The following is a 24,013-nucleotide window of genomic DNA, read 5'->3' as shown; positions in this document are numbered from 1 at the left end:
TTCGCGGCGAGGACGCCACGTCTCAGTTCGGTTCGGCCCCGCCCAACTGTGCCGGACAGCCATCGCGGCGGCCAGTGTACCCGTGGCCTCGCCCCCAGAAACGCTGCGTCGGGTCATTGGTGGACGGTATGGAGCAGATCCCCAAGTAGCGTCTGGTGCAATCGTCGATAGGGATCACTGGTTTTCGTCGCCGGACGTTGTCTCCCTCGAGGAACGATCGGTCGGTCGGGACCAGATGATCAAGGAGAGCAACAGCGCCGCGATGAACACGTCGGAGCTGTGTTCGATAAGGTGATGGGCCGTCATCGGGACGAGTCCCAGTACGGTTCCCATACCGACGATCGACCGGACGACGAGTGCCCCGAGAACGACCAGCAACACGAGATACTGTGTCGTCCGTCGCTGCAGGTATCCGAACAGCCCGATGAAAAAGAGGACCAGCGTTCCCGAGACAGCAAGGACGATCACCCCAACGAGGACCGGCGCCAGCGAGGGGGCCAACCAGTCACCGAACGAAACGAGACAGACGGTCGTCTCCTGTGGCGTGTTCCACGTCTCGAGCGGGCCGGAACTGGATGGCTTGTGGGAAGACACGGGTATCGTCTCGGGGTCGTCGAACGGTTGTGTCTTTGGACTTCGTAGCCGGGCTAAACGGCGCGTAGACTCTGGTTATGGCCGTTACCATCGTCATCCTCGAAGAACTGACTTCGGTACAGTTCCGCCAGTTCCATGTCGAACTCCTCGAGGGTGATAATGTCGTCCTCGTCGTAGGCGTCGAACTCGTCGATAAACGCTTCGGCGTCCGCACGATCGGCAAACGGCGTCGGATTCCGCATCATGATGTCGTCGACGTCGTCGGGGTCGGTCACCCGCACGAAAGACGCCTCCGTCCCGTCGATCAACTCGCCCGTCTCGTACTCGGTGACCCAGACGCCCTCGATCTCGCTGTCGGGGCCGCCGAACTCCTCGGGTGCGGCGTAGTAGGCGGCCAGACAGCCCGACGAACAGAAGTACTCCCGATGGCCGTCGTCGTGGACCGCCTGTGCGTTCCAGTCCGGGTGGTCGGCAGCAGTCATACTACACACCGCACACTCCTGATCGGCCGGGAACTCCGCAGCCTCGAGGTCGAGGTCATCGGTTCCAGTGCCGTTCGTATCGTCCCCATCACCGTTGCCGTCAGCCGTGTTGTCGGTGTCATCACCGGACTCCGAATCGTCGCCGCCGAGACAGCCCGCAAGGCCGACTGCGGTGCCGACTCCGATCGAACTCAACACGGCTCGTCGCCTGTACACCGGCGTGGTTGGATTCACCATACGTCAGCTAACGAAGGGGTATTGTAAATCACATCTGGTACTGTTGTCGAATTAATTCGACGATCAAACCAGAAAAGAGCCGTTGAAAGGACTACTGCCGGCTGCATCACTCGACCCGCCACAACACAGTGTCGATCCTCGAAGCCGCGTCCGAACTACTCGCCCAGCACCGAATCGAAGAACTTCCGTTCGGCCGTCCGGAGATGCTGGTTGAACGTCGCCGGCGCGATACCGAGTCGGTCGGCGATCTCCTCGCCGGTGCTCTCGCGGGGCCAGTCGAAATAGCCCGCGAAGTAGGCCGTCTCGAGGGCTGCACGCTGTTTCTCGGTGAGGTCTTCCTCGAGGACCGAGGCCGACCCCGACTCGTCACGCTCGCTGCGCTCGCTGGTTCGTTGGGCGAGGTACGTCACGTCGTCGCGCTGTTCGTTGATGAGTTCGATCATCTGGCGGGTGTCCCGGCCTCGGGGGAGTTCGACGACGAAGCGGAACTCGCCGTCGTCGATCGTCGCAGATTGCACCCGGCCGCCGTGGGTCGCGATCGTCTCGAACAACGAGACCGCAGCCGGGGCGACGAGTTCGAACTCGAACTCGTCACGCCTGACGGTGAGGAATCGAACCTCGCTGAACCCCTCAGTGTCTCCAACCGCGTCGCGGAACGCCTCTTGATCGACGCCCTGTGCCGATCCGTAGGCGAGCAGCGTCTCGTCGCCACTGATCAGTTGTTCGAGTTTGATCCGACTCGAGTCGCCCTCCGACAACCCGATCAACGGCTCGGCCAGCGTATCGATGCGGAACTCGAGTTCGATCACGGCGTCGCTGACGAGGGCGTCTTTTCGTTCGATCGCCGTGATCGCGTGGGCGATCACATCACCGATTCGAGCAAGGATCGTGGTTTCCGCTCCCTCAAACGCACGCGGCGACGCCGAGTAGACGTTCAACACGCCGTAGACGAGGTCTTCGTAGGTGATCGGAATCGAAACCGACGATTGGTACCCTCGCTCGAGCGCCGCATCACGCCACGGCTCGAACTCGGGGTCCATCTGGACGTCGTTCATCACCTGTACTGTGCCGGTTCGGAGCGCCGTTCCAGTCGGCCCTTGCCCGGTTTCGTCGTCTTCGTCGATACTGATCGAGACGGAATCGAGATAGCCGTCTTCGACGCCGGCAGCGGCTTTCGGAACGATGCGATCGCTCCCCGGGTTGACGCCGCCGATCCACGCGAACCGGTAGGCGTCGGATTCGGCGAGTCGATCACAGACTCGCTGTTCTAAGTCCGCCCGTGTCTCCGTCGTGATCATCGCGTGCGTGATATCGTGGCCGATCCGGTTGAGACGATTCAGGGCCTCGAGTTGCTCGCGTTGGCGACGGCGTTCACGCTCCTGACGGGCCCGCTCGATCGCGTGGTGGATCGTCCGCACGAGCAACTCGCTTGTCACCTCGTCTTTGACGAGGAAATCCTGTGCCCCACGCTGGATGGCCTGCACGCCGACCTGTTGGTCACGAACACCAGTCAAGACGACGATGGGTATCTCCTCGCGCTCCGTATGGACCGTCTCGAGCGTTCTGAGTCCCTCGCTGTCTGGCAGGTTCAGATCGAGCAACACGACGTCGACGGTCGACTCCTCGAGCAACTCGAGGCCGTCCTCGAGGCGGGACGTACAGGTGAGTTCCGGTGTTCGCCCCGCAGTCTCGTCCGAACTGAGACGCTGTGCGAGTTCTTCAGTTCCCTGAAGCATCTCCTGAATCAGGCGTGCATCGCCGGGGTTATCCTCGATGAGAAGGATCTCCAGAGTGTCGGCGTCGACGGTCGACTCGGATCGGGTATTCGTCCCACTCATGAACGCTCATCCTCTGGCGGAAGTCGAACGACCGAGAACCAGAACTTTTCGAACGCACGGACGGTTTCGATAAACTCGTCCGGATCGACTGGCTTCGTGAGATACGCGTTGGCGTGCAGTTCGTAGGATCTGACGACATCCTCTTCGGCACGCGAACTCGTCAAGACGATCACCGGGATCGAGCGCAGTTCCGGATGGTCTTTGAGTTCCTCGAGCACGTCTTCACCGTCTTTTCGTGGCAAGTTGAGATCCAGCAGGATGAGATCCGGCCGCGGTGCGTCGGCGTACTCGCCGCGCCTGTGGAGAAACTCGAGTGCCTCGTTGCCGTCGGAGACGACATAGAGGTCGTTTTCGATACGACCCTGTTTGAAGGCTTCTTTAGTCAGGCGAACGTCTCCCGGGTTATCCTCGACTAACAGGAGCTGTGCAGGTTCTGGCCCGAACTGTCTCGAATTACTCATTGTTTTCGGGGGCTACCATGACCGATTGCTATTCACAAGTCGATTGGCGGGTATAAAGGTAGTGGCGACAATCGATTCTGAACCCTCTTTAGAGCGGATATGTCCCCCAAACTACCGAACTACGGGAGAGGACTCGCTGCCGATGACTGGGAATTTTGTATCGCACTATAGGATTTATTACCGAGTCTCGATCGACCGACCGGCTGGAGCGGTACTTACGGCACCCCTTACCCGGACTCGAGGCACGAAAACAGGTCTCGACGCGGTCGCTCATCGAGGGTCGAAGTGGTGCTATTCATATTATCGGACAGAAGCCAGTGACTGCTCGATCGCATGCGAACGGTCGTCGCCGAAGGCGACGAGCCGTGAGACGCGATCGATGTATGAATAGTTCTGTCCGACAGGATCAACACGTTCCACGGCAGCGACGCACGGTCGTAACCCAGTTCGAAGCGAAAAACGGCGAGTACCCCGCAGTGTACGTCTTCACCGGCTGGCGCGTGCGTACGATAATACGATGTCCTCACGCATCTGTCCGCGGGTCTCGCTCACGTCGTTCGCTCCGACCCGCGCTCCCGTCGTGTGACCGAGTATGCACTGTGGACAGTGGCGACGACACTGCCTACGCCGAACCGTTTGTGGATGTGCGACCACGCGATCGGGAGGTCGAACCCGATTCTGTGTCTCGACCGAACACCGATGTCCGGTCGGTCGCTAGCGTGAGAGACGCTGGTGGCACAGCGGATGGCTGGCAAGCGATCAGGACGGATGGCAGCTCCAGCAAGGCCTCGAGCCGCGGTTCAGGTCGAATCGCTCGACAATCCCCATCGATAAACGATATACTGAGATATAGAATCGACTGCTGCGCCAGCGATCCCGTCGTGGACACTCATCGGACAGTTGTCATCCGGGCAGAACAGCGTGGCTGCTAACGATCTCGGTTCCTCGAGTCACTCTCGAAAACGGCTTCGAGTGACGCGCCGCGGTCGTTCGGTGCCGTTACTCCCCGTCGACGTCGAGGACGTCCCGGAGGGCGTGTTCGGTGTTGACCGACAGCAGGTGGCGGCAGTAGGCTGGCGACGCCTGCACATCCGGTCGGAACTCGTCGTCATCGAGCGCCGTCGTCTGTTCTGCCGCAGCCGTGATCGATGCCGGCTCGAGCGCTTCGCCCTCGAGCGCCGCCTCGACGGCGGACAGCCGTCGGGGGTGAGAGAGGTTACCCGTGGCAGCGACGCGAACGCGTTCGATCGTTTCGCCGTCGATCCGTGCCCACGCACCAACCCCGATGAGCGGGTAGCCCGAGAGGGGGTTGCGATGTTTGTGATACGTACTCGAGGCACCGTCTTCGATCGGAATCCGAAGCGCGGTCACGAGCTCGTGCTCCCCGACGGCGGTCTCGAAGTGGCCGGTAAAGAGGTCGGCGGCGTCGATCGAGCGGTCGCCGTCGGAGCCTGTCACGTCGAGGGAACTGCCGAGTGCGAGGACGGCGGCGGGGTGGTCCGTTCGCGCGTCGCCGTGGGCGAGGTTACCGCCGATGGTTCCCCCGTTTCGGACCTGAATGTCGCCAACCTCGCCTGCCGCGTCGGCGAGTGCTGGTGCGTGTTCCCGAACGAGGTCAGAGTCGGCGAGTTCCGCGTGGGTCACGAGCGCGCCGACCGAAAGGTCGCCGTCGGTGACCTCGATACTCGAGAGTCCGTCGACTGCGTTGATGTCGACGAGTACCGGCGGGGCCTCCTCTCCGGTCCGCATCCGGGGGAGCAAGCCGTGTGAGCCGGCGAGCAGTTCGGCCCCCTCGTGCTCTTCGAGGAGGTCGACAGCCTCGGCGACGCTTTCGGCGTGGTAGTACTCGAAGTCGTTCGCGTACATCACTCCTCACCTCCCATGGCTTGCCAGACCGCTTCCGGTGTGATCGGCATATCAAGGTGATCGACGTCGAACGGCTCGAGGGCGTCGACGACGGCGGAGACGACGGTCGGCGCGGCAGCGATGGTCGCCGACTCGCCGACGCCTTTGACGCCGATGGGATTGTGCGGGCTCGGCGTGACCGTGTAGTCGGTCTCGAAGTCCGGCACGTACGTCGAGTGTGGGACGGCGTACTCGTCCATCCGGCGGGTCAGGAGGTGGCCGTCGTCGTCGTAGGCGGCTCCCTCGTACAGCGCCGCGCCGATCCCCTGTGCGATGCCGCCGTGGACCTGTCCCTCGACGATCATCGGGTTGATGATCTCGCCGCAGTCGTCGACCGCGACGTAACGCTCGAGGTCGATCCCACCCGTTTCGGGGTCGACCTCGACGACGGCGACGTGCGTGCCGAAGGGGAACGTGAAGTTCTCCGGGTCGTAGAAGTTCGTCGCCTCGAGGCCGGGGTCCATCTCCTCGGGCAGGTCGTGGCCCAGATACGCCTCCGCGGCGATCTCCTGGATGTGATACGAGCGGTCGGGTGCACCCGCGACGTGGAACTCGCCGTCGTCGAACTCGATGTCGTCGACGCTGGCCTCGAGTTGGTGGGCGGCGATCTCGCGGGCTTTCTCGCGCACCTCGCGTGCGCCGCGAGCGATGGCCCCGCCGCCGACGGAGGCGCTTCGGCNGATGTGTATAAGAGACAGGACGCCGAGTTCCTCGGCGGCGATCTGGGCGAACGTCGTGCGGTGGCCCTGTCCCTGATCGGCCGTCCCGACGAGGACCGTGACGGTTCCCGTCGAATCGAAGCGTACGATCGAACTCTCCCAGCCACCGGCCTGCGCGCCGAGGTCGCCGGCGAGTCCCGACGGCGAGAGCCCGGCCGACTCGACGAAGTTGGCGACGCCGATGCCGAGATAGCGGCCCTCCTCGCGGAGTTCGGCCTGTCGCTCTCGCAGGTCGTCGTAGCCGACGTGCTCGAGTGCCTTGTCCATCGCCCGCTCGTACTCGCCGCTGTCGTAGACGACGGCCGCGGCGGTCTCGTAGGGGAACTCGTCGGGCGGGACGAGATTCGTCCGCCGGAGTTCGGCGGGGTCCATCTCGAGTTCCCGCGCGGCGACGTCCATGAGCCGTTCGATCACGTAGATGCCTTCCGAGCGGCCGGCCCCGCGGTAGGCGTCGACCGGCGTCGTGTTGGTGAACGCGCCGATGACCCGGCAGTGGATCGCCGGAATGGCGTACTCGCCGGAGAGGATCGTCGCGTACAGATACGACGGCGTGGCGGTGGCGAACTGCGAGAGCTGTGCGCCCAGCCCGGCGTGGGTCTCGACGCGAATCCCGCGGACGGTTCCGTCGTCGTCGACGGCGATTTCGGCGCTCGTCGTGTGGTCGCGGCCGTGGCAGTCGGTGACGTAGCCCTCCATCCGGCTGGCTTTCCACTTCACCGGTCGGCCGAGTTGCATCGAACACCAGGCCGTGACGGCCTCGTCGGGATAGTGGTAGATCTTGCTGCCGAATCCCCCGCCGACCTCGGGGGCGATCACCTGGATCTTGTTCTCTGGAACCCCGAGCGTACCGGCCGACAGCAGCATTCGGTGCAGATGGGGGTTCTGGCTCGTCATCCAGAGGCGCAGTTTCTCGGTCGCGACGTCCCAGTCGGCCAGTGCCGACCGCGGTTCCATCGCGTTCGGAATGAGCCGCGGCTGTCGGAGGTCGACGCTCGCGATCCGGTCGGCGTCAGCGAAGGCCTCGTCGACGGCGTCCGCGTCGCCGAGTTCGAAGTCGAAGGCGACGTTGTCCTCGGCCTCCTCGTGGACCGGCGCCACGTCGCGCTCGACCGACTCGACAGGGTCCGTGACGTGCTCGAGCACCTCGTACTCGACGTCGATGGCTGCGAGCGCGTCGCGGGCCGCCTGTGGCGTTTCGGCGACGACGGCGGCGATCCCGTCGCCCTCGTGGCGGACTTTATCCACGGCGAGCATGCGATACTGTGGCGTCACGAGCCCGGGGAGCATCCACGCTGTCGGGATGGTGTTTGGCACGCCGCTGTCCTCGACGTCCGAACCGGTGTAAACCGCGACGACGTCGTCCATCGCTTCGGCCGCGCTCGTATCGACCTCGAGAATGCGGGCGTGTGCGTGATCGGAGCGGCGGATCGCCAGATGCGCCGTCCCCCGGAGCTGGATGTCGTCGGTGTACGTCGCCTCGCCCGTCAGCAGCGGGACGTCCTCGTCGCGTTCGATCGGGTCGCCGAAGCCGCGCTTTTCCGCAGGGTGGTCGCTCTCACTCATGGCTCGCCTCCCGTTGCTCGAGCGTCGCCTCGATCGCGTCGACGATGTTGTGATAGCCGGTACAGCGACAGAGGTTCCCCTCGATCGCCTCCCGGATCTCCTCTCGAGAGGGGTCGTCGGCGTCTTTCAGGTACGTATCCGCCGTCATGAGCATCCCGGGCGTACAGAACCCACACTGGAGCCCGTGGTTCTCCTGGAACTGCTCCTGTAACGGCGCGAGGTCGCCGTTCTCGGCGAGTCCTTCGACGGTTTCGACCTCCGCGCCGTCCGATTGGACGGCAAACCGCATACAGGATTTGATCGCCTCGCCGTCGACGCGGACGGTACACGCGCCACAGCGGGCGGTCTCACAGCCCACGTTCGCGCCGGTGTAGCCGAGGTCCTCCCGGAGCGCGGTGACGAGCAGCGTTCGCGGCTCGACGGTCAGGTCGTGTTCGGTGCCGTTGACCGACAGCGTGATGTCGTGTTCGGTCATCGATACAGCCCTCGAGTGGCGTGGTAATTGTCAACGAAAACGCCGATGGCTACTAACATGATGGTTGTCCACGAATCTCAATGCTGGCGCTGAGTAAAAAGATTCGTATCAGGGAACGCGGTTCTGATGGGCACAGATGCCGGTTCTAGCCCGTTTTTCCTCGGTGTCACGGGATTGCTCGGTTGCCGGATCGCTGTCGATTGTGGTCACAACAGGCGGATGGGGACGGAGAGCCGCCTCTCGAGGCCCGTCGTCGACCCCGTGCTTGCGGATACAGTGCCCATACTAAAGATGGTCGTCGGCGGTGGGGGTCGTATGAGCGTTCACCCGACGCTGTCGTTCGACACCGAGGTCCAGCGAGCAGTCTACGAGTACGTCGAGCGACACGGGGCCGTCACCGCCGACGAACTGGCGCGATCGATCCGACTCGAGTCGGAGCCGGCCCACTCGAAACCCGCCCGCTCGAGGTCGTACACCGAACCGATCTGTCCCCCGATGGACAGCCTCGAGTCCTGTCTCGAGGCACTGCAGACGCAGGGGTATCTGACCGAATCCGGCGGTAAGTACCGGGTTGCGCTTTCGACGACGCCGATTACTGTCGAACTCGAGGACGGAACGGTAACGATCAGGGCGGCACGGGAAGAAGACCGACGGGGCGTTATCGAGACGATGCGCGAGGTCGCAGCCGAGGGGACATACATCGTCGCCGAGAACGTCGCGACCCAACTCGAGGGCGATTCGGCGCTCGTACGGGCGAACGAGGATCGTTCGCGGGTCGTGTTCGTCGCGGTGTTCGAGCCGGAGACGGACACTGACGACGAAACCGACGACGAAACTCCGTTCGCAACCGACGACGCGAGCGTCGTCGGCTGGCTGCATCTCGATGCCAACGAACTGCCGTCGCTGTCGCACACCGCCGAACTCACTGTTGGCATCGCACCCGATCTGCGCCAGCACGGGATTGGGTCGAGACTGCTCGAGTACGGCCTCGAGTGGGCCGACAGCGCCGGCTACCGGAAGGTCTACCAGAACGTGCCCGCGACGAACGAGGGTGCGATCGAGTTCCTCGAAGCAAACGGCTGGCAACGCGAGGGCGAGCACAAAGCGCAGTACCGCATCGACGACGCGTTCGTCGACGAGATCATGCTCGCGACGTGGCCGTAGTTTCTTGACAGCCGGCGCCATACCTCGAGGTATGGACGACATCTCACTCGGCGTGCCAAAACCGGTGCTCGAACGCCTGCCAGCCGACGACGAGGTTGCTGGAACGGACATGCAAGAAGCGGTCGCCGGCTGGGAGCAGCGACTGAATCAGGCGATCGAAAACGCCGAGGACGACCGTGAAGCCGCGGCTCGCGTGCTCGAGGCGATCGACCGGTTCGAACAGCGCCACGAGACCTACGACGAGCTGGTGCCGGAGCTACGGGCGTGGGGCCAGTCGCCGATCTACGCCATCGCGTGGCGGACGCTCTACGCTGACGTGATCGCCCAACTGTACGCCCACGACGGCCTCGGCGAGCGCCTCGACCGAGAGCGAAACGCACGACTGGTCGAAGACGGAATCCGGATGCAGGACCTCTAACCCCGGACCACAATGGTTTTGGGCCCATACTCGATAGGAGTATCGTGGCTTCGACAGACGAACGCGACGGCACTTGCCGGTCCGATCACACCCACGCGATCGATCTGACCACGCGCGTGCGCCGTCGCGTGTTGCCGACACTGCACCGAATCAAAGAACCGCTCGGGGGCTTCGCCCAGTGTCTCCAACACCCCGACGAGTACGTCGGCACGATCGAGTACGGCCTCGGCGAGTTTCGATCCGACCTCGAGACGATGTCGTTTGCGCCGGAACCGGTCGCCTCGCTGAAAGTCCACCGGGATGGCCGACAGTCGGCCGGCAGTTGGGTACGGCGGGCATCACCGTTTGCGACGTGGCAACTTCACGTCGCGCTGTTCGTCGCCGACACTGATGCGGTGGACGTGTTCGCCCATCGCGAGTACTCGTGGCTGCGCCATCCGTACAAACACTACACCTCCGAAGGGTGGGATACCCACGGCGGCGTGCGGCGAATGCGATCGCTGCTCTCGGATCACGACGTCGCGTTTCGGATCGACAGCCCACTGTGAGAGGCGACATGCCCCGGGTGTGTGGCACTCGAGGCAGTCTCTATCGGTTCCACAACCGATTTGCACGACCCCGTGGAACGGCAGCCGATGGCTGGGACCCGAACCGTCGCCGCGTTTACCGATCTCTATCTGCCGACGGTCAACGGCGTCACCTACACGATCACGCTCTGGCGTGAGCGGTGGGGCCGTCGCCGGGGCTCGATGGCCGTCGTCTTCCCCGAAATGGAGGGGTACGACTCCGACACCGACGAGTACGCGGTCCCGAGCGTCGGCGCGCCGCTGTATCCACGGTACCGACTCGGACTCCCGGCGATCCACGACGGCCTCGAGACGCCGGATATCGTCCACGTCCACACGCCCTACACCGTCGGGGCGACGGGCGTTCGCTTCGCTCGACAGCGTGACATCCCCGTCGTCGCCTCCTATCACACCCTCCTCGACGACCGTATCGAACAGCACGTCCCGCCGGCTTTCGTCGACATCGGCAAGCGAGCACACCGCGCCTACGAGCGGACGTTCCTCGAGCGCGTCGATCACGTCGTCGCCCCGACGTCGTTCGCCCGACGCCGACTGCTCGAGTACATCGCGCCGGATGTCGATGTCACAGTCATTTCGAACGGTATCGACACCGAGTTGTTTCGCCCGGTCGATCCGACGGCGTTTCGCGACGCGTACGCCCTCCCTGAAGGGCCACTGCTCGGTTACACCGGCCGCCACGGACCCGAGAAGAACCTCACAGTGGCGATCGACGCCGTCGACGGAACCGACTACACGCTCGTGCTCGCCGGCGACGGCCCCGACAGAGCCGCCCTCGAGGCCCATGCCGTGACGGTCGACGCCGACGTTCGGTTCCTCGGCTTTCTCGAGCGCGAGGAGCTGCCGGCGTTCTACTCGGCGCTCGACGTCTTCGTCTTCCCGAGCCCGGTCGAAACGCAGGGGCTGGTCGCCCTCGAGGCGACCGCGTGTGCCACGCCGGTCGTCGCCGTCGATGCGGGCGCGCTCACTGACAGCGTCATCGAGGGCGAAACCGGCTACCGGTACGCCCCCGGTGATCTCGAGGCGTTCCGATGGGCGATCCATCGCACCCTCGCCGAACACGACCGGCTCTCGGATCTCTGTCGCCGGCGGCGGTCGATGCTGTCGGTCGACCACTCCCTCGAGCAGTTGGGGGAGCTCTACGACGACCTTCGAGAGTGATACCGAGATCGAAACACCGCCTCGCAAGTTCTGCTGCGCAGTGTGAGTTTATCCCAAGCGTTCAAATCCCTTCAGTTGATAGAGTTGGGTATGGAGTTTGCAGTTTCGCGGGAGGGCACGACGCTCATCACCTTACACGGCGGGAGCGATACGACCGCTCGCGACGACGCCACCGAGCAACTCGCCGCGACGCTCGAGCGCCTCGAGGACGACGGCACCGTCACCGCGTGGACGGTCGACGACGCGGCGGTGTACGAACATCCGACCGCGCCGTTCGATCCGTACACGATTACCCTCGAGTTCTCGATTACCGTCGTCGTCGAGGCCGACGATGCCGACGCAGCGGCGGCGTTCGGTGCCGACGTGATCGACGACACGCTCGAGCGCGCCGATGTCAAATCCGTCACGTACACCACCGCGCCGGCGGCGTCGACGGCGTGAGCACACGGTGGCACCCGAACTTATGCCAATTGCCCCCATCCATCCAGTATGGAACTCGAGTTGCGGTTTTTCGCGACCTTTCGCGAGGCTGTCGGGGAGAAGACACAGCGGCGTGCGTTCGACGACGCGAAGACCGTCGGTGACGTCCTCGCCACCCTCGAGACCGAGTACGCGGGCCTCGAGGGGCAGTTGCTCGAGGACGGTCCAGAGGGACTGGCGATCAAACCACAGTTGAGCGTGCTGAAAAACGGCCGCGACGTGGTGCATATGGCCGGCCCCGAGACAGGACTCGAAGACGGCGATACGCTGTCGGTGTTTCCGCCGGTTGCGGGTGGGTAAGGCAAGCCTCGAGTCGACGGTTGGTCGGGCGCGTTTCCGTGGCCGTTCGGCAGCACGCCGGCGGGAGCCGGCGACCGAACGGTGATACCGCTGGGCTCGAAATCCGCCCGCCTGAGGGCGATTCCGAGAACGATTTAGGCACCGACGCTCCGAGAGTGACCTAGAGCGTCGTAATGGAGCAAACGCAGCGTGGGGAGTCCCCTCGAGAGTCGGATGCGACGAGCGGCGAGCGTGGCGAGGAGCCGACGGAGCCGGAGTCCGAACCCGTGACGTTCGGGCTGTCGGGACTTCGTGCCGGCTTTCTCACCTGTGTTCCGATCGCGTTCGGCGTCGCCGGCTACGGGGTCGCCTTCGGCGTCCTCGCGAGTCAGGCCGGACTGAGCGTCGCGGAAGCGACGCTGATGAGCGCAACGGTGTTCGCCGGCGCGGCTCAGATCATCGCCGTCGAACTCTGGACGGAGCCGATCCCGATCGCTGCACTCGTCGTGACGACCTTCGCCGTCAACCTGCGGTATTCGCTGATGGGCGCGGCGTTACAGCCGTGGCTCGGCCGCCTCTCGCCGACGAAGATCTACAGCAGCCTCTGTCTGATGGCCGACGAGAACTGGGCGCTGACGATGCGCGAGTTCAGAGCCGGCAACGGACGCGGCGCGTTCTTGCTCGGCAGCGGCATCGCACTCTGGCTGTTCTGGGTCGTCTCGACGATCCTCGGCACCGTCGCCGGCGGCTCGGTCGGCGACCCGAACCGCTACGGCGTCGACTTCATCCTCGTCGCCGTCTTCGTCGCACTCGTGGTCGAACTCTGGGACGGCCGATCGACGCTGGCCCCGTGGATCGTCGCCCTCGCAACGAGCGTCGTCGCCGCCGAACTCCTCTCGGGGCAGTGGTACATCCTGCTCGGCGGACTCACCGCGGCGCTGCTCGAGGTGATCCGGCATGACGGGTAGTGAGACGGTGGGCCTGCTCGCACTCGAGACACCGTTCGACGGCGCGCTCTCGCTCGACCCGCTCGTCGTGGCCGTCATCTTCGCGATGGCCGTCGTCACCGTCGTCGCGAAGACGGGCGGCATCTGGCTCGTCCGCCGCGTCGACGTGAGCGACCGCGTACAGGCCGGACTCGACGTCCTCCCGGGGGCGATCGTCATCGCGATCCTCGGCCCGGAACTCGCAGCCGGCGGCCCCGCGGAGTGGGGTGGGGCAGCGGTCGTACTGGTCGTCATGTGGCGCACCAAGAGCATTCTGCTGGCGCTGTGTGCGGGCGTCGCCGCCGTCGTGGCGTTCCGAGCGGTCGTCTGAGACGGACTGCTGGTCACGGCCCGCCGAGTCCCGATCCCGCCACCCGAGATCGAGCGCAGACCGTCTGAGTGTTTTCGTCCCCGGGGGCTCGAGTGTTACAGCAGGCTCGAATTTATCGGTGTCGAGAGCCATATCGAAGGTATGACAGCACGTGTCGAGCGATCGTTTCGCGGTATCTCCGAACGGCTCACGGTTCGGTACCTGACGGGCCTTGGCGGCGAGCAGGTCGCAGACGACACCGTCTCCGGCGACGGCTGGACGGCGACGTTCGCCTCGGAGACGGTCGCCGTCGGGCCGTCGTTAACGCTGACCGAGATCACCATCGAGTTCACCGGCGAATCAGAGGTGCTCGAGGACCTCGTCGATGCGTTCGCACAGAAGGCGATGCGGGCGGGTGGCTAGATGGCAGGCACGGGCGACCCGATCGACGGGCAGGTGCTCGTCCTCACGGCGGCGAAAGCGAGCGTGCCTCCGTCCCGCCTACCGGCGCTCGTTGACCGAGCCCAAGAGCTGCTGAGCCCACGACTCGAGCAGTATCGTCGGGCGTACGAACGGCTCGAGGCGGACGACGACCGCGAGCTGTTTTTGGTCGAATGGGGCCACTGGGAGTCGCTGGCGGACGACCTCGAGGTCACCGACCGCGAGTTGTCGGCGATCCGTCGTGCCCACGAGGAACAGCTGTTGCGGATCGGCCGGCGAACCGACCGCGAGGCGACGTTCGAGACGGCCCTCGAGATCCGCGAAGCGGTCTGTATCGGAACCGACAGCGGCCAGCCGCACGATTCGTAGGCTGTCTCACGTCCCGAATGCCGGAGGGCAGGCGGATACCGAAGTCGATGGCAACTATAAAGAGCATGTTTACCCTTTCTCGATGCACTGAGACGATGGCTATCGACCAGGAGACCGATATGACCGATGCGGCGATAGACGAGTTCCTCGGCCACCACGAGACCGGCGTCCTCTCGCTTGCACGCACCGACGAGCCGTACGCGATCCCGATTTCGTACGGATACAACGACGAGGACCGGGAGTTCTACATCCGACTGGTGTCGACACCGGAAAGCGAAAAGCGGGCGTTTCTCGACGCCTCTCCGGCGGCCCGGATCGTCGTTTACGACGAGCAGGAGTCGTCCTACCGAAGCATCATCGCGACGGGGGCACTCGAGAACATCCCACCGGCGGAGTTGACGCCGGACCAGATCGCCCAGTACGGCGAAACGAAGCGGCCACTGTTCGAAATATGGGCCCAGCAGAAAGACGAACTCGATATCGAACTCTACCGACTCGTGCCGGAGTCGCTTAACGGACGACGGACGGCGATCGATCGCGAAGAGTAACGACGACAGCCATCGGGTCTCGAGTGCTCAGTTCGTCGGTTGTTCGGCGGCGAAGTCTCCGGCCGTGACATCGGCACCACAGACCGGACAGCCGTGTTCCAACGTGGCCTCTCGCATCGCCTCGTTGACCTCGATCGCTTGTGTGCAGTCGGGACAGGTAAATTCGTATCTGCTCATGAGGGGTCAAGATCGTGTGAAACGGTGAATGTCTACATACATAGCTGTGCGGTACCTATATATAGGGTTGCGGTTCGCCGTCGAAATCCAGTAGTAGCCGAAGGGTTCTTTACTTGGGAGTTGAACGCCCGGGCTGGGTGCGCCTCCGTTCGACGACGCGACCTCGGCGTCTGTCGATCATCGTGGCGATAGGGGCGTAGCCGACGAGCCCCGTCGATCAAGACTCGTCGTACTGGAGGATCGCATCGAGCAGTTTCGTCTGTGCGGCCGCGAGGTGCTCGGTGAACGTCGTCCCGGTGATCCCGAGTGCGTCGGCGACCTCCCCGGCGTTCGCCCGTTTCGGATGTTCGAAATAGCCCATCCGGTGGGCCGTCTCGAGCACCTCGAGTTGGCGGGCGGTCAGTTCGCTTCGATCGACGAAAACGAGGTGTTGTTCGCTGTGCTCTTGTTGTGACTGCAGGAGGCGCTGCACGTCGAGGTTCGAGTATCGGTCCTGTAGATCGCCGATAATCGCCTGTAAGCTCGCCATATCCGTCGCGTGAAACGTCAGAAACAGCGACGAGCCACGGGTCCGAACATCGATCACCGGCGAGTCGTGGCGTTCGATACAGTCACACGGACAGCCGCGGTCGAGGTCGCGACTGAACCGATACACGGTACTCGAGCCATACGAAAAGACCGGTGACAGTTCGACGTCGGTGTCGAAGGTGTCCGGGTACGTCTCGGCCTCGAGCATGAACTCCTCGGAAACACGCGCTGGTGCGTCCGGATTCGCACTCTTCGAGACCGACTGGACGCGTCCCTGTGCAGCCGAAGAGGCAGCTGTCACGGCACAACCAGCCGGGTCGTCGATCTTGATCTCCGCGCGGATCCCCGAAACCATCACCCAATGTTGGGAACGGAACCTCCTAAACCCCCGGGACGGATCATCGACGAGTGCCGGCACGTCGCCCGCGCCGCCTGCCCGCTCGAGACGCCCGCTCGGAGCGCATATTTTCGGAACCCCATATAAAGCACCCTGTATTTATTGGGCGTTATTTCGAGAGGGTCGCGTTACTCTCTTGGAGTGAACACAATGTCCGCGACGAACTCTCCATCCAAGCGAGGTCTGCTCGCAGATGACCGATCCATCGACGCCCATGCGGTACTCGCTGCACTGGACGACGACGCCTGCCGGGACATTCTCGAAGCGACGAGCGAGGAGTCGCTGACTGCGACAGAGCTCTCGGAGCAGTGTGAAATCCCGATGTCGACGGCCTACCGGAAAGTCGAGAAGCTGACCGAGGCTGACCTCGTCGAAGAGCGAGTCCGGATCAACACCTCCGGCAAACACGCGACCGAGTATCGCAAGTGTTTCGACGACGTGCTCGTCTCCGTCGACGGCGGCGACGTCGAAATCGAGATCACGAAACCCGATGCCGAGGCGGACAACGGCGGGTTCGCCGTTGCCGACGACTGATTCGTTCCACGGCACTGCTCGAGTTCCGTCACAGCGGACGGCCAACCGGCCACACGTCACATGTGACACTGTTTCTCTCACGTTCTAGATCGGCTACCCGTTTTTCCGTCCCGTTTCACACTCGTAACAGGTGCTGGCTGCGACGATTATCGGGACTCGCCAGCGAGCGTTTTCAGGGACTCGATCCGAGAGGGCGTCGACGGATGCGTTCGAAAGAGCCAGTTCGACAGCCGCTGTAGTCGCGTCCTGAGCCACCAGTAAGACGGTTCGACGTCGCCGTCGGGGCCGAGCATCAGTTTCTCGCCCGTCTCCTCCTCGAGCGACAGGATCGACAGCGAGGAGACACTCGAGACCGCTCGAAGATCCTGCGATGGAAGCTCGTCGATCCGATCGTCGAGGGTCTGAAGGGCACTCGCAAGTGCCGCGGGAGAACCTGTCGCCTCGGCCGCGGCCCGGTCGGCCGCTCGCTCTCTGGCTCGCGAGAGACCCGCGGTGACGACCCGACCGAGCAGCGCCGTTGCGCTGGCGACGGCAGCCAGTGGGACGGTCACGACCGCTCCTGAACTGTCGTCGTCGAGACGCGTCCGAATCCCCTCGGCGAGGACGACCGGCACCGAGGCGGCCGTCATCACCATCGCGTCTCGGTTGGCGACGTGAGCGAGTTCGTGGGCGATCACGGCCTCGAGTTCGTCGTCCGAGAGTGCCCGAAGTGTCCCGAGCGAGAGCACGAGGTGGACGGTTCCGGGGCGGAGCCCAACGGCCATCGCCTCGGGAGCCTCACGGTCGGACACCGCAATCGTTGGGACGGGAACGTCGTACAGCGTCGCAACCCGGGTCGCAATCTGATGGACCCGTGGCGCGTCGTCGGGCGCGATGGGGACGGCACCGGCGGCCTGTTCGATCGTCCCGACGTGTCTGTACTCGAGGGCGGCAATCGCGGCGAGCAAGCTGGCGCTTCCGATCGTCGCGAGTACCTGCGAGTTGGGGGCGACGAACACGACAGTCATGTAGATGAGGAACCACACGACGGGAAAGATCCACACCGCGTGGACGGCAGTACTGGGAAGGAGTACGCCACCGAGTTCCGTCAGGCGTCGACGGGGAAGACGATCGGACCCACGGCGACCTCGGACCGCTCCGAGCCCAGCAACGGCGGCCACGGTCAGCGAGGCGGCAGCCCCAATCGTCACCACCTCGAGTGCGCCGGTCTCGAGCAGTTCGAGGAGGCCGTAACTGACGAGCCAGATTCCACAGAGAAACGCGAGTGTGAGGCCGACGAGGAGGACGATCGAGACGACCAGCTGGAGGCGAAGGAGCCGGCTCGGAGACATCTAGCACAACCGACAGGCGTCGAGAAAAAGGACGTTTCGATCCGGTGGCGGCGATCAGTCGTCGGCTGGTGCTGGCGAGTCACCGGCGCTGACACCCGTTCCCGGCCCGATATCGATCTCGAGTTCCTCGAGTTTCTCGTCGGGAACGACGCCGTCGACCCAGCCACGATGGTCGTAGTACTCGGCTTTCATCTCCTCGAGTTCGCAGTACTCGCCTTCGCTTGCGCCCTGCCCGGGGATGCCGCCCTCGAGGAAGCGTGCCGGCAGCGAGTCGTCCGCACCGTCGAAGCCGACGAGGTTGTTGTAGTAGCGTTCGAGGTTGTAGACGCGCTCGCCGGCCTGCATGAGTTCGTCTTCGCCGACGTCGAGGCCAGTCATCCCGTTGTACTGGAGGACGTACTCTTCGATGCCTTCGGCGAAGGCGTTGAACTTACAGATGTCGAAGCTGTCCGAGATCGCGTGGAGGTCCTGGAAGGCGGCGGTGAGTTCGCCTTTCCCTTCCCACTCGTAGGGATCGACTTTCTCAGGAATACCGAGGATTTCGGCCGCCGGCGTGTAGCCACGCAGGTGGCAGGCCCCGCGGTTCGAGGTGGCGTAGCCGATTCCCATGCCTTTCATACAGCGCGGATCGTAGGCGGCGATCGTCTGTCCTTTGACGGCCAGCGAGTTGTCGTGAGCCTCCTTCCGGTCGGCGACCCGGCGTGGTCCCTCCGCGAGCAGGTCGGCAAGGTCGTCCTCGCGGCGGCCGATGCGTTCGATCATGTCGACCATGGTCTCGGCGTCGCCCCACTCGAGGTCGCCTTCCTCGAGTTTGCCCTCCTCGGACATCTCCATCGCCATCGCCATCATGTTGCCCGTCTCGATGGTGTCAATACCCATGTCGTTACAGCGGTCGATCATGAGCGCAACGGCGTCGCGGTCGGTGTGACCGGAGTTCGGGCCGAGGGCGTATGCCGATTCGTACTCGTAGGACTCCATCCGAACGTTCATCTCCTCGCCTTTGTGCATCGTCTGGACTTCGACTTCCTTCTTGCAGGCGACCGGACAGGAGTGACAGGTCGGCTCGTCGACGAGGATGTTCTCGCGGACGTTCTCCCCGGAGACGCGTTCGGCGTCGATATCGGCGCCCTCCGCGTCGCGCATGGCTTCGGTCGAGGTGTACCGGCCGTTTTTCGTCGGGAGACCGTCCATCTCCTCACCGATGTTCATCAGGACGTTCGTCCCGTACATCGAGAGCCCGCCCTCGTTGGGTGCGGTAACGTCGGATTCCGTGATCGCCTGCATCGCCTGCTGGTGGCCCTCTTTGAACGTCTCGGGATCGGCAGGCTGGGGCATCTTCGTCGTGGACTTGATGACGATCGCTTTGAGGTTCTTCGACCCCATCACACAGCCCGTGCCACCGCGGCCCGATGCCCGATCGTCTTCGTTGATGATACAGGCGTATTTGACCTCGTTCTCGCCACCGGGGCCGATCGCCATAATCGAGAGGTTCTTGCCGTAGGAGCCGTCGACCTCTTCTTCGATCGTATCACGCGTCTCGTGGACGCCGTTGCCCCAGAGATGGGAGGCGTCACGAAGCTCGAGTTCGCCATCCTCGACGACGGCGTAGACTGGCTCGTCGGCTTCGCCCTCGAACAACAGGCCGTCGAAGCCGGCCCATTTGAGGCGTGCGCCCGACCAGCCGCCGTGGTGGCTGTCGGTGACGGTGCCGGTCAGTGGCGACTTCGTACAGACGGCGATTCGACCGCTCATCGTCACCTGTGTGCCCGAGAGCGGCCCGTTCATAAACGCAAGCAGGTTCTCGGGACCGAGCGGGTCGACGTCCGGCCCCTGTTCGAAGACGTACTTTACACCCAGCCCGCGCGCGCCGATATACTTCCGTGCGTCCTCGTCGTCGATCGACTCGTAGGCGACCGACCCGTCCGAAAGATCGACGCGAGCAACCCTATCTTGGAAACCGCCGAGTTCAGTCATGGTAACTCCTCGTTCGTTAATTCGGCCTCCATCCTGTTAGTCGTTCCCACCCCTGCGTAACCACATACCGTTACATCGGTCGGCGGCGGCCTCGTGCGAGACCGGGACGGCTACCGGGGGTTCCGTCGAGCGAGCAGCGAGCGGGGGGTCGCCGAGTCGTAACTGCGTGCAGTCTCGAGCGGGCGACAGGGTGGTCGCCGCCGATGGGCGTCACAACAACAGGGCGACGATCGCGAGGATGATGAAAATCAACACGAAGATGCGAGCGATCTCCATCGAGATACCCGCGACACCGCGAGCGCCGACCGCCGCGGCGACGATCGCGAGTATGAAAAAAATCAACGCCCAGTACAGGAAACTCCCGCCACCGACTTGCAGTGGCATCGACGACGTGTTCTCGAGCATGCCGCGGGCTATCACCGGCCAGTAAATAAACGCCGGCGACCGTCCAGCGGCATAACTCCGCACTACAGCCGGTTAAGACGGGCATTCAGCCTGCATATTCAGCCCGAAGATTGGGTATCGTTGAAAAAGGCCTGACACAGCTTCGACTCGGCCGTTCGCAGGTGTTCGTGGAACGTCGGTCGCGAAACGTCCATCGACTGGGCGAGTTCCTCGCCCGTCGTCGGGCGGGGCCACTCGAAGTAGCCGCTCAGGTACGCCCGCTGTAACGCGGCGAACTGACGCTCGGTGAGGTCGCTCTCGAGACGGGCGGCGAACTCCTGGCGAGTCTCGTGGTCGCGGTCGCGCTGTTGGAACGAGACGATATCGGTGCCAGGATACCGGTCTTCGACAGCTTCGACGACCGAGCGAACGTTCGCCGAGCGAGGGATCTCGAGGGTGAGTTCGGTCCGCCCGTCTTCGCTTTCGATCGACTGCGTGCGAACGCCGCGTTCGGAGAGCCAGCCGACGAGGTCGTCGCCACCGGAGAGTTCAATCAGACATTCGGCGTCGCGTTCGACGATGATGCGACAGTTCAGATCGGGGATCTCCGCGACAGCGTCGGTGAGCGCGGTGGCGGTGGCGTCGGGGCCGGTGACGGTAAACAGCGACGCCGTCTCGTCGTCTGTGCGGTGGACCGAGCGGCGGTACTCGAGTCGACAGTCGGCCGCAGCCGAGAGGGCCGCCGACGCGACGGACGAATCAGTGAGGGTGAGTTCGACGGCGACGACGGCGTCCGTCTCGAGCACGCGACTGGTTTCACGGGCGTTGACGCCGCTTGCGACCGCGCGGGCGAGCGCGGAGAGGATGACCGTCTCTCGGTCGCCGATCTCCCGGTCGTCGCCGGTACAGACCGAGAGGACGCCGTACTCGATGTCGTTGTACGCCAGCGGGAACGACGCGTACGACGCGTCTTCGACCGTCTCGGTCGTGGCAACGCCCTCCTCGAGCGTGGCCGCGGCGGGATGGTCGGCGTCGACCGACACGCCCGTTTCGGGACAGCCGCCCGCGCTCGAGCGAACGTCGATGGTCCCCGTCGCGGGGTTGCGTTCGCCGATCCACGCGCCGTCGTAGGCCGGCTCCGCCGTGATCCGATCACAGACTTCGGCCTCGAGCTCGGAGCGGGTGGTCGACCCCGCGACGACGTCGGTGACGTCCTGAATCAGGCCCTCGACGCGATCTAAGATGTACTCGAGTTCCGCGGTCCGTCGTTCGAGTTCGAACTCGGCTCGTTTGCGGGCCGTCACGTCGTTCTGGAAGCCGACGTAGTGTGTCACCGTTCCGTCCGCGTCACGGACGGGCGCGATCGTGACCTCGTTCCAAAACGAGGTCCCGTCTTTCCGGTAGTTCTCGAGTTCGACGGTGACCGGACGCTCCTCGTCGATTGCGGCTGCCATCTCGGCGATCGCCGTCTCGCTCGAGTCGTCGCCCTGCAGGAATCGGCAGTTCCGGCCGACGACCTCGTCGAAGCTGTACCCAGTCATTTCCTGATAGGCGTCGTTGACGTAGACCAACGGGTTGTCCTCGAGATCCGGATCGGAGATGGTGATCCCGACGGGGGCCTCGTTGATCGCGCGATCTTTGACCGCGCGGTCGCTCTCGCCAACGGGTGTGAACTCGTCCATCGCATGACTCGACTCGCCAGCCTCGCGCTCGCTGTGCTCGAACGTGATCGTCGCCCCGTCGACGGAACGGTGGATACGCACGTCGTAACGCTCCAGCGAAACCGTCCGAACTGTGCCGACCGTCGTCTCGTCGACTTCCGGTTCGAGTCGGGACCACGACTCGAGAACAGCCGTCGGCTCCCACTCGCCCGTTCGCTCGTCGGTCGGCAGTTCGAACGCATCTCGCGCAGCCGCGTTCGCGTACGTGATCGTCCCATCAGCGACGGCGACGACGGGGTCGACGACTGCCTCGAGCGCGCTGGCCGCAGCCGTCGGACGACCGCCACCCCCATACTCCGTATCGGCGTGTTCCATGTCCTGCCTTTCGCGCGGCATCATCCTAAGAACCACGGGGATCGTTCGGGTTTGGGACCTGTCCGTTAGTTGTCCCAAACAATTATGATATTCCATGACATATGATGACACATGTCCAGCGCAAGATCACCGTTCGAGCAACTCCGAGACCGATTCAACGAAACCGACCTCGAATGTTCGGCGTGTGGCTACATCGATGCCGACGGGAGTTGGCGTGTCAGCACCACGGGCAGCCGCGTCACGTACCAGTTCATGTGTCCGACCTGCGACGCCGTCGAAACGCGCGAGATGCGCCTCTAGCCGCGCCCACTCGAGAGTGGGTCGGCCACGAAACAACGGCTGACGAGCGACGGGCGTGTGGAGAACACCCGAAACTGATCGCGTCTCAACGAGACCCAGTCGGAGCGGGGTCCGACCGAAACGACCGCTGTCGGCCCTAGACGAAGGCGCTTTAGGCGCTGGACCGCTTTCTCCCCACAATGAGTAAACCCACGCCCGACGTCTACGAGCAGGGCAAGGGCATGGACGCCCACAACAAGGTCATGCGGGAGATCCGCTCGCGCAAGGAGGCGAGCTACGATCCCCACGAGCCAACCCGCGTCTGGCTCGACGAAGACAACACCCCCGGCGGTGTCAAACGCAGCCTGACGATCATCCTCAACACCGGCGGCTGTCGCTGGGCTCGCGCCGGCGGCTGTACGATGTGTGGCTACGTCGCCGAAAGCGTTGACGGCGGCTCCGTCTCCCACGAGGCCCTGATGAACCAGATCGACGTCTGTCTCGAGCACGAAGCCGACAACGCAGACGAGCCAGCCGAACTCATCAAGATCTACACCTCGGGTTCCTTCCTCGACGAACGCGAGGTCGGTGCTGACACCCGCCGCGCCATCGGCGAGACGTTCGCCGACCGCGAGCGCATCGTCCTCGAGTCGTTGCCGGACTTCGTCGACCGCGAGAAGATCGGCGACTTCACCCGCCACGGCATCGATACGGACATCGCGATCGGCCTCGAGACGGCGACCGACCGTGTGCGCCACGACTGCGTGAACAAGTACTTCGATTTCGCGGACTTCGAAGATGCTTGCGCGGAAGCCGCCGAGGCTGACGCGGAGGCGGGCGACGACGCCGACGCGGGGATCAAAGCCTATCTCCTGATGAAGCCGCCGTTTCTTACCGAATCCGAGGCCGTCGAAGACATGATCAGCTCGGTCGAGCGCTGTGCCGACGTCGACGGCTGTCACACCGTCTCGATGAACCCGTGTAACGTCCAGCGCTACACGATGGTCGACGAACTCTACTTCCGCGACGGCTACCGGCCGCCGTGGCTCTGGTCGGTCGCCCACGTCTTAGAGCAGACAGCCGACGTCGACGCCATCGTCGTCTCGGACCCCGTCGGCCACGGCTCCGACCGTGGCCCACACAACTGCACGGAGTGTGACGACCGCGTCCAGAAGGCGATCAAGGATTTCGACCTCCGACAGGACCCCACCGTCTTCGAACAGGTCTCCTGTGAGTGCGAAGGCACCTGGGAGGTCGTGCTTGAACGCGAACGCAGCTTCAACCAGCCGCTGACGCGGTAGGGCGCTCGAGCCGTCGAGCCAATCCCATCTTTCTCCCCGTTGCTGCTCGGAGTCATCG

27 protein-coding genes are annotated in these 24,013 nt (G+C 64.0%); 14 read left to right on the top strand and 13 right to left on the bottom strand.

Annotated elements, in window-relative coordinates:
• Nucleotides 1-174: 174 nt before the first annotated feature.
• The 7 genes from C495_RS10080 to C495_RS10050 form a co-directional block, all read right to left on the bottom strand.
• On the bottom strand, nucleotides 175-594 hold the full coding sequence (locus C495_RS10080) for a DUF7471 family protein (protein ID WP_008162540.1): 420 nt from the start codon (nucleotides 592-594) through the stop codon (nucleotides 175-177).
• Nucleotides 595-647: 53 nt separating this feature from the next.
• Nucleotides 648-1,313 (bottom strand): nitrous oxide reductase accessory protein NosL, encoded by a 666-nt coding sequence (locus C495_RS10075; protein WP_049890267.1) that lies wholly within the window; start codon nucleotides 1,311-1,313, stop codon nucleotides 648-650.
• A gap of 155 nt (nucleotides 1,314-1,468) precedes the next feature.
• The gene (locus C495_RS10070; RefSeq protein WP_008162536.1) at nucleotides 1,469-3,151 is read right to left on the bottom strand and encodes a bacterio-opsin activator domain-containing protein; all 1,683 of its coding nucleotides are present in this window, start codon (nucleotides 3,149-3,151) and stop codon (nucleotides 1,469-1,471) included.
• The gene (locus tag C495_RS10065) at nucleotides 3,148-3,612 is read right to left on the bottom strand and encodes a response regulator (RefSeq protein ID WP_008162534.1); all 465 of its coding nucleotides are present in this window, start codon (nucleotides 3,610-3,612) and stop codon (nucleotides 3,148-3,150) included. Before C495_RS10065 ends, C495_RS10070 begins: the two co-directional genes overlap by 4 nt.
• Nucleotides 3,613-4,611: 999 nt before the next feature.
• Complete coding sequence (locus C495_RS10060; RefSeq protein ID WP_008162532.1) at nucleotides 4,612-5,478, bottom strand: FAD binding domain-containing protein; 867 nt, start codon at nucleotides 5,476-5,478, stop codon at nucleotides 4,612-4,614.
• Nucleotides 5,478-7,799 (bottom strand): xanthine dehydrogenase family protein molybdopterin-binding subunit, encoded by a 2,322-nt coding sequence (locus C495_RS10055; protein WP_008162530.1) that lies wholly within the window; start codon nucleotides 7,797-7,799, stop codon nucleotides 5,478-5,480. Before C495_RS10055 ends, C495_RS10060 begins: the two co-directional genes overlap by 1 nt.
• A complete protein-coding gene (locus tag C495_RS10050) occupies nucleotides 7,792-8,274 on the bottom strand; it encodes a (2Fe-2S)-binding protein (RefSeq protein WP_008162528.1) in 483 nt (160 codons plus the stop codon). Before C495_RS10050 ends, C495_RS10055 begins: the two co-directional genes overlap by 8 nt.
• A gap of 315 nt (nucleotides 8,275-8,589) precedes the next feature.
• On the opposite strand from C495_RS10050, the gene C495_RS10045 reads away from it, so the two are divergent.
• The 11 genes from C495_RS10045 to C495_RS09995 all read left to right on the top strand — a co-directional run bounded on the left by C495_RS10045 (nucleotide 8,590) and on the right by C495_RS09995 (nucleotide 15,014).
• Nucleotides 8,590-9,438, top strand: coding sequence for a GNAT family N-acetyltransferase (locus C495_RS10045; RefSeq protein ID WP_049890301.1), 849 nt, complete (start codon nucleotides 8,590-8,592; stop codon nucleotides 9,436-9,438).
• A gap of 31 nt (nucleotides 9,439-9,469) precedes the next feature.
• A complete protein-coding gene (locus tag C495_RS10040; RefSeq protein ID WP_008162526.1) occupies nucleotides 9,470-9,856 on the top strand; it encodes a hypothetical protein in 387 nt (128 codons plus the stop codon).
• Between the two features lie 44 nt (nucleotides 9,857-9,900).
• A complete protein-coding gene (locus C495_RS10035; RefSeq protein WP_008162524.1) occupies nucleotides 9,901-10,404 on the top strand; it encodes a hypothetical protein in 504 nt (167 codons plus the stop codon).
• Between the two features lie 87 nt (nucleotides 10,405-10,491).
• On the top strand, nucleotides 10,492-11,601 hold the full coding sequence (locus C495_RS10030; protein WP_008162523.1) for a glycosyltransferase: 1,110 nt from the start codon (nucleotides 10,492-10,494) through the stop codon (nucleotides 11,599-11,601).
• Nucleotides 11,602-11,691: 90 nt separating this feature from the next.
• Nucleotides 11,692-12,042, top strand: coding sequence for a hypothetical protein (locus C495_RS10025; RefSeq protein ID WP_008162521.1), 351 nt, complete (start codon nucleotides 11,692-11,694; stop codon nucleotides 12,040-12,042).
• A gap of 48 nt (nucleotides 12,043-12,090) precedes the next feature.
• Complete coding sequence (locus C495_RS10020) at nucleotides 12,091-12,381, top strand: ubiquitin-like small modifier protein 1 (protein WP_008162519.1); 291 nt, start codon at nucleotides 12,091-12,093, stop codon at nucleotides 12,379-12,381.
• A 173-nt stretch (nucleotides 12,382-12,554) separates the two neighbouring features.
• Nucleotides 12,555-13,328: an AzlC family ABC transporter permease gene (locus C495_RS10015; protein WP_008162518.1), complete on the top strand. Its 774-nt coding sequence runs from the start codon at nucleotides 12,555-12,557 to the stop codon at nucleotides 13,326-13,328.
• The gene (locus C495_RS10010) at nucleotides 13,318-13,677 is read left to right on the top strand and encodes an AzlD family protein (RefSeq protein ID WP_008162516.1); all 360 of its coding nucleotides are present in this window, start codon (nucleotides 13,318-13,320) and stop codon (nucleotides 13,675-13,677) included. The genes C495_RS10015 and C495_RS10010 overlap by 11 nt, the downstream gene beginning before the upstream one ends.
• A gap of 141 nt (nucleotides 13,678-13,818) precedes the next feature.
• Nucleotides 13,819-14,079, top strand: coding sequence for a hypothetical protein (locus C495_RS10005; RefSeq protein WP_008162514.1), 261 nt, complete (start codon nucleotides 13,819-13,821; stop codon nucleotides 14,077-14,079).
• Complete coding sequence (locus tag C495_RS10000) at nucleotides 14,080-14,466, top strand: hypothetical protein (RefSeq protein ID WP_008162512.1); 387 nt, start codon at nucleotides 14,080-14,082, stop codon at nucleotides 14,464-14,466.
• Nucleotides 14,467-14,561: 95 nt separating this feature from the next.
• A complete protein-coding gene (locus C495_RS09995; RefSeq protein ID WP_008162510.1) occupies nucleotides 14,562-15,014 on the top strand; it encodes a pyridoxamine 5'-phosphate oxidase family protein in 453 nt (150 codons plus the stop codon).
• A 27-nt stretch (nucleotides 15,015-15,041) separates the two neighbouring features.
• Here the strand turns inward: C495_RS09995 and C495_RS09990 are convergent, their stop codons facing one another.
• Together C495_RS09990 and C495_RS09985 are read right to left on the bottom strand one after the other, a co-directional pair.
• A complete protein-coding gene (locus tag C495_RS09990) occupies nucleotides 15,042-15,191 on the bottom strand; it encodes a DUF7560 family zinc ribbon protein (protein WP_008162508.1) in 150 nt (49 codons plus the stop codon).
• 217 nt (nucleotides 15,192-15,408) lie between these two features.
• Nucleotides 15,409-16,074, bottom strand: a complete 666-nt coding sequence (locus tag C495_RS09985; RefSeq protein ID WP_008162505.1) for a helix-turn-helix domain-containing protein — start codon at nucleotides 16,072-16,074, stop codon at nucleotides 15,409-15,411.
• Between the two features lie 192 nt (nucleotides 16,075-16,266).
• On the opposite strand from C495_RS09985, the gene C495_RS09980 reads away from it, so the two are divergent.
• Nucleotides 16,267-16,650, top strand: coding sequence for an ArsR/SmtB family transcription factor (locus tag C495_RS09980; protein ID WP_008162503.1), 384 nt, complete (start codon nucleotides 16,267-16,269; stop codon nucleotides 16,648-16,650).
• A 146-nt stretch (nucleotides 16,651-16,796) separates the two neighbouring features.
• Here the strand turns inward: C495_RS09980 and C495_RS09975 are convergent, their stop codons facing one another.
• The 4 genes from C495_RS09975 to C495_RS09960 all read right to left on the bottom strand — a co-directional run bounded on the left by C495_RS09975 (nucleotide 16,797) and on the right by C495_RS09960 (nucleotide 22,375).
• A complete protein-coding gene (locus C495_RS09975) occupies nucleotides 16,797-17,981 on the bottom strand; it encodes a M48 family metalloprotease (RefSeq protein WP_008162501.1) in 1,185 nt (394 codons plus the stop codon).
• Nucleotides 17,982-18,035: 54 nt separating this feature from the next.
• Nucleotides 18,036-19,955: an aldehyde ferredoxin oxidoreductase family protein gene (locus C495_RS09970; RefSeq protein ID WP_008162499.1), complete on the bottom strand. Its 1,920-nt coding sequence runs from the start codon at nucleotides 19,953-19,955 to the stop codon at nucleotides 18,036-18,038.
• A gap of 210 nt (nucleotides 19,956-20,165) precedes the next feature.
• Nucleotides 20,166-20,360, bottom strand: a complete 195-nt coding sequence (locus C495_RS09965) for a DUF1328 family protein (RefSeq protein WP_008162497.1) — start codon at nucleotides 20,358-20,360, stop codon at nucleotides 20,166-20,168.
• A 98-nt stretch (nucleotides 20,361-20,458) separates the two neighbouring features.
• Nucleotides 20,459-22,375, bottom strand: coding sequence for a bacterio-opsin activator domain-containing protein (locus C495_RS09960; RefSeq protein WP_008162495.1), 1,917 nt, complete (start codon nucleotides 22,373-22,375; stop codon nucleotides 20,459-20,461).
• Between the two features lie 111 nt (nucleotides 22,376-22,486).
• Between C495_RS09960 and C495_RS09955 the strand changes: the two genes are divergently transcribed.
• Complete coding sequence (locus C495_RS09955; RefSeq protein WP_008162493.1) at nucleotides 22,487-22,675, top strand: HVO_0649 family zinc finger protein; 189 nt, start codon at nucleotides 22,487-22,489, stop codon at nucleotides 22,673-22,675.
• 179 nt (nucleotides 22,676-22,854) lie between these two features.
• Nucleotides 22,855-23,955 (top strand): archaeosine biosynthesis radical SAM protein RaSEA, encoded by a 1,101-nt coding sequence (locus C495_RS09950; protein ID WP_008162491.1) that lies wholly within the window; start codon nucleotides 22,855-22,857, stop codon nucleotides 23,953-23,955.
• Nucleotides 23,956-24,013: the final 58 nt, after the last annotated feature.

Source organism: Natronorubrum sulfidifaciens JCM 14089 (genome assembly GCF_000337735.1).
GTDB lineage: Archaea > Halobacteriota > Halobacteria > Halobacteriales > Natrialbaceae > Natronorubrum > Natronorubrum sulfidifaciens.
This window is presented reverse-complemented; position numbering and strand designations above follow the sequence as displayed.

Coding starts and splice junctions, on each gene's coding strand:
- C495_RS10075 (WP_049890267.1), bottom strand. CDS start 1,313: ATGGTGAATCCAACCACGCCGGTGTACAGGCGACGAGCCGTGTTGAGT.
- C495_RS10070 (WP_008162536.1), bottom strand. CDS start 3,151: ATGAGTGGGACGAATACCCGATCCGAGTCGACCGTCGACGCCGACACT.
- C495_RS10065 (WP_008162534.1), bottom strand. CDS start 3,612: ATGAGTAATTCGAGACAGTTCGGGCCAGAACCTGCACAGCTCCTGTTA.
- C495_RS10060 (WP_008162532.1), bottom strand. CDS start 5,478: ATGTACGCGAACGACTTCGAGTACTACCACGCCGAAAGCGTCGCCGAG.
- C495_RS10050 (WP_008162528.1), bottom strand. CDS start 8,274: ATGACCGAACACGACATCACGCTGTCGGTCAACGGCACCGAACACGAC.
- C495_RS10045 (WP_049890301.1), top strand. CDS start 8,590: ATGAGCGTTCACCCGACGCTGTCGTTCGACACCGAGGTCCAGCGAGCA.
- C495_RS10040 (WP_008162526.1), top strand. CDS start 9,470: ATGGACGACATCTCACTCGGCGTGCCAAAACCGGTGCTCGAACGCCTG.
- C495_RS10030 (WP_008162523.1), top strand. CDS start 10,492: ATGGCTGGGACCCGAACCGTCGCCGCGTTTACCGATCTCTATCTGCCG.
- C495_RS10025 (WP_008162521.1), top strand. CDS start 11,692: ATGGAGTTTGCAGTTTCGCGGGAGGGCACGACGCTCATCACCTTACAC.
- C495_RS10020 (WP_008162519.1), top strand. CDS start 12,091: ATGGAACTCGAGTTGCGGTTTTTCGCGACCTTTCGCGAGGCTGTCGGG.
- C495_RS10015 (WP_008162518.1), top strand. CDS start 12,555: ATGGAGCAAACGCAGCGTGGGGAGTCCCCTCGAGAGTCGGATGCGACG.
- C495_RS10010 (WP_008162516.1), top strand. CDS start 13,318: ATGACGGGTAGTGAGACGGTGGGCCTGCTCGCACTCGAGACACCGTTC.
- C495_RS10005 (WP_008162514.1), top strand. CDS start 13,819: ATGACAGCACGTGTCGAGCGATCGTTTCGCGGTATCTCCGAACGGCTC.
- C495_RS10000 (WP_008162512.1), top strand. CDS start 14,080: ATGGCAGGCACGGGCGACCCGATCGACGGGCAGGTGCTCGTCCTCACG.
- C495_RS09995 (WP_008162510.1), top strand. CDS start 14,562: ATGGCTATCGACCAGGAGACCGATATGACCGATGCGGCGATAGACGAG.
- C495_RS09990 (WP_008162508.1), bottom strand. CDS start 15,191: ATGAGCAGATACGAATTTACCTGTCCCGACTGCACACAAGCGATCGAG.
- C495_RS09985 (WP_008162505.1), bottom strand. CDS start 16,074: ATGGTTTCGGGGATCCGCGCGGAGATCAAGATCGACGACCCGGCTGGT.
- C495_RS09980 (WP_008162503.1), top strand. CDS start 16,267: ATGTCCGCGACGAACTCTCCATCCAAGCGAGGTCTGCTCGCAGATGAC.
- C495_RS09975 (WP_008162501.1), bottom strand. CDS start 17,981: ATGTCTCCGAGCCGGCTCCTTCGCCTCCAGCTGGTCGTCTCGATCGTC.
- C495_RS09970 (WP_008162499.1), bottom strand. CDS start 19,955: ATGACTGAACTCGGCGGTTTCCAAGATAGGGTTGCTCGCGTCGATCTT.
- C495_RS09965 (WP_008162497.1), bottom strand. CDS start 20,360: ATGCTCGAGAACACGTCGTCGATGCCACTGCAAGTCGGTGGCGGGAGT.
- C495_RS09960 (WP_008162495.1), bottom strand. CDS start 22,375: ATGGAACACGCCGATACGGAGTATGGGGGTGGCGGTCGTCCGACGGCT.
- C495_RS09955 (WP_008162493.1), top strand. CDS start 22,487: ATGTCCAGCGCAAGATCACCGTTCGAGCAACTCCGAGACCGATTCAAC.
- C495_RS09950 (WP_008162491.1), top strand. CDS start 22,855: ATGAGTAAACCCACGCCCGACGTCTACGAGCAGGGCAAGGGCATGGAC.